This is a genomic window from Cryobacterium sp. MLB-32 (genome assembly GCF_000738085.1).
Classification (GTDB): Bacteria; Actinomycetota; Actinomycetes; order Actinomycetales; family Microbacteriaceae; genus Cryobacterium.
Map to the genome: position 1 here is coordinate 1 of NZ_JPRS01000313.1, position 2630 is coordinate 2630.

4 protein-coding genes are annotated in these 2630 nt (G+C 61.1%); 1 reads left to right on the plus strand and 3 read right to left on the minus strand.

The window, feature by feature from the left end; translation table 11 throughout:
- Positions 1–193: 193 nt before the first annotated feature.
- A complete protein-coding gene (locus JF66_RS18040; protein WP_231556494.1) occupies positions 194–466 on the minus strand; it encodes a putative quinol monooxygenase in 273 nt (90 codons plus the stop codon).
- A 143-nt stretch (positions 467–609) separates the two neighbouring features.
- The gene (locus JF66_RS18045; protein ID WP_051973732.1) at positions 610–1620 is read right to left on the minus strand and encodes an alcohol dehydrogenase catalytic domain-containing protein; all 1011 of its coding nucleotides are present in this window, start codon (positions 1618–1620) and stop codon (positions 610–612) included.
- 132 nt (positions 1621–1752) lie between these two features.
- Here JF66_RS18045 and JF66_RS18050 point away from each other — a divergent pair, with 132 nt between their 5' ends.
- Complete coding sequence (locus JF66_RS18050; RefSeq protein ID WP_197059478.1) at positions 1753–2037, plus strand: helix-turn-helix transcriptional regulator; 285 nt, start codon at positions 1753–1755, stop codon at positions 2035–2037.
- A gap of 134 nt (positions 2038–2171) precedes the next feature.
- Here the strand turns inward: JF66_RS18050 and JF66_RS18055 are convergent, their stop codons facing one another.
- A complete protein-coding gene (locus JF66_RS18055) occupies positions 2172–2600 on the minus strand; it encodes a GNAT family N-acetyltransferase (protein ID WP_035880191.1) in 429 nt (142 codons plus the stop codon).
- Positions 2601–2630: the final 30 nt, after the last annotated feature.

Consider the following 2630-nt stretch of genomic DNA (forward strand, 5'->3'; position numbering starts at 1 on the left):
CCACCAACGTTCCCGACCACCACCTGGATCAACGAACCCCTGAAGGAAGGAACGAACTCAATGACCACCTAAGGAAACTGACTCACATAGGTTGACATCTTCCGCCATTCCGCAGCGAAATAGCGCTGTCATTCTTCAGCGATAGTCACGAGGAAACCCCTCGAGGAGGCACCAGTTCGAACCCCGACTGCCTTTAGCTAATCCCCGTGATTGTGTATCGACGCTCGATACCGGAGGTCTCCAGACCCCATTCACTGGATGCGACTCGTTGTTGGTGTGCGCGGAACGAGACGACATCCCGAAAGTGCTCGTCCACCTGCCAGACGAGCGGATCGTGGGTGGGGGTCACGTTGAACGAAAGGCATCCGGTCTCGGCGCGGGTCAGCCCCACGTGCAAGGGGAGGTACTGCATAACGATCGCAGCTTCGCCGAGGTCTTCGCACAAGAGTTGACCAGTCAATCGCACGCTCTCCATAGCGCCATTGTCGCAGCACCAAAGTCCAACCGATGCCGCGACCGGTATCGGCCCGGTTCTCAGTGCACCGCTGACGTTCCGCAGGAGGTTCCCCTTGCGGGCGCAGTCGCGGTGACTGCTGCCGACCGCCCACGTCATCGGAGTTCTGGCGTGATTTCGATTACGTGTTTCGTTTTTGCGCCGCCATTCGCGAGTTGCTGCTGGAGCGCTGCGGCCTGATCGAGGCCCGCGGTGCTGGTCGATTCGGGGGTGAGGGAGCCGTCTGCAATCCGGCGGAGCACGGCCTTCATGGCTCGCTGGACGAGCTTCGGAGCCGCAGCCGACAAAGCCGCGATACTGAAGCCGCCCACAGCCGCATTGCTGGCTGAGAGCTGTGCGGTGGCTATGGAGTCAAGAGGGGTGCCCGAAGCGTTACCAAAGAGCACCACGCGGCCATGAGGAGCGAGCATGTGCAGATCCGCGTCGAGCCACGCGGTACCTTGAGGATCGAGCACGATATCAACGCCGGTGCCGCCCAGCTTTGTGAGGACTCCGTCGACGAGATGGTCGTCGCGGACGAAGGCGTGCTGATAGCCCGCGGCCTTCGCGTCTTCGAGGCGGCTTGCGGCTCCGACAACACCTACGAGGGTCGTTCGAGGGATGGCCCCGGCGAGTGCGGCGATGGCCGTACCGACGGCGCCGGAGGCGCTGTGGACGAGGATCGTGTCGCCGTCGCGCACACGGGCGGCCTCATTCAGGAGCAGCCACGCCGTAGCCCAGACCCCAGGAACCACGGCCGCGACCTCGGAGGCTACTCCGTCCGGGATGCCCACCGTCAGCGCTTCATCGGCGACAACGTACTCAGCGAGACCGCCCGTGTTGGTCAAAGCAACCACCCGTATACCGATTTCGAGATTATCCACTCTGTCGCCGACCTGCTCGATTACGCCGGCGACTTCCAGGCCGGGAATGACGGGCCAGACGGACGAGTAGGCGGGATCACCCCGTCGCATCATTACGTCTTTGAAGTTGATCCCTGCGTGGGTCACACGGATCAACACCTCGCCGGGGCCGGGTGCCGGCCTCGCCATCACGGCGACATCAGTCTGAGAAGTGTCCGTCGTGGGGCCCTTGAATGTGAGAGCGCGCATCGTTGAGGTGATCACGTTTCGCCTTCTTTCGAAAGATGTCGAATAATAACTCGGATGCTAGCATTCATTCGTAAATACTCGAAAGGAGCAACTGTGGGACACAATCCGCGACCGACACTTCGTCATCCGACGCTCGACACAGTTCTCGTGACCGCGGTCCTGCACGCCCTTTCCGACGAGACACGGCTGTCCATTGTCCGCACCCTCCACGCCGAACCCGATGGGCGCGCCTGCGGAACATTCCCCGTGAATCTTGCACCGTCGACACTGAGCCACCACTTCAAAATACTTCGCGAGGCAGGACTGATCCGTCAAGAAGACCGCGGCACGCAACGTTGGACAGTGCTCCGCCGCCCAGAGTTCGATGCCCGATTCCCGGGCTTCCTCAACGCGGTAATCGCTGCCACGGAAATCACCCCGGCGCGTTCCTGAGCGACCTCCCACCCTCCAAAGACGGCTCAACATACTCAACAATCCGACGAATTCGGACACCCGGAGGGCGTCTCGATCGCCAGACGCACCGGAAAGGGTTCCACATGTGGGACCAGCCGGTAGTTCTCTTTCGGCTAAACGCCGGGGTTGACGGTGCGCTCCATCCACGTCTCCGGGGCGATCAAAGTGGAGAAGCCGAGATTGGAATACAGGCTGTGTGCATCGTTGGTGGAGAGGGCGATGCGCCTCAGTCCGAGGGGATCGCATTCCTCGAGAATGCCCGCGATGAGGGCTTTGCCAATTCCGTGTCCTCGAACTGCGGGGTCGACGAAGACGTCGCAGAGCCAGGCAAACGTGACGCCGTCGGTGATGACGCGCGCGTAAGCGACCTGTTTCTTGGACGCGCTGTCGTAGATGCCGAAGTTGCGTGATCCGTCAATCGCTGCATCTTGACGTGAGCGTGATCGCTCGGGTGCCCAGTAGGACTGCTTGCTGATCCAGCGGTGGACCTGATCACGGTCGATCTCAGCAGTGTCGGATGAGAACCGATAATTTGCATTCATCGTCCCATCTAATCGTGTTGACACAAACCG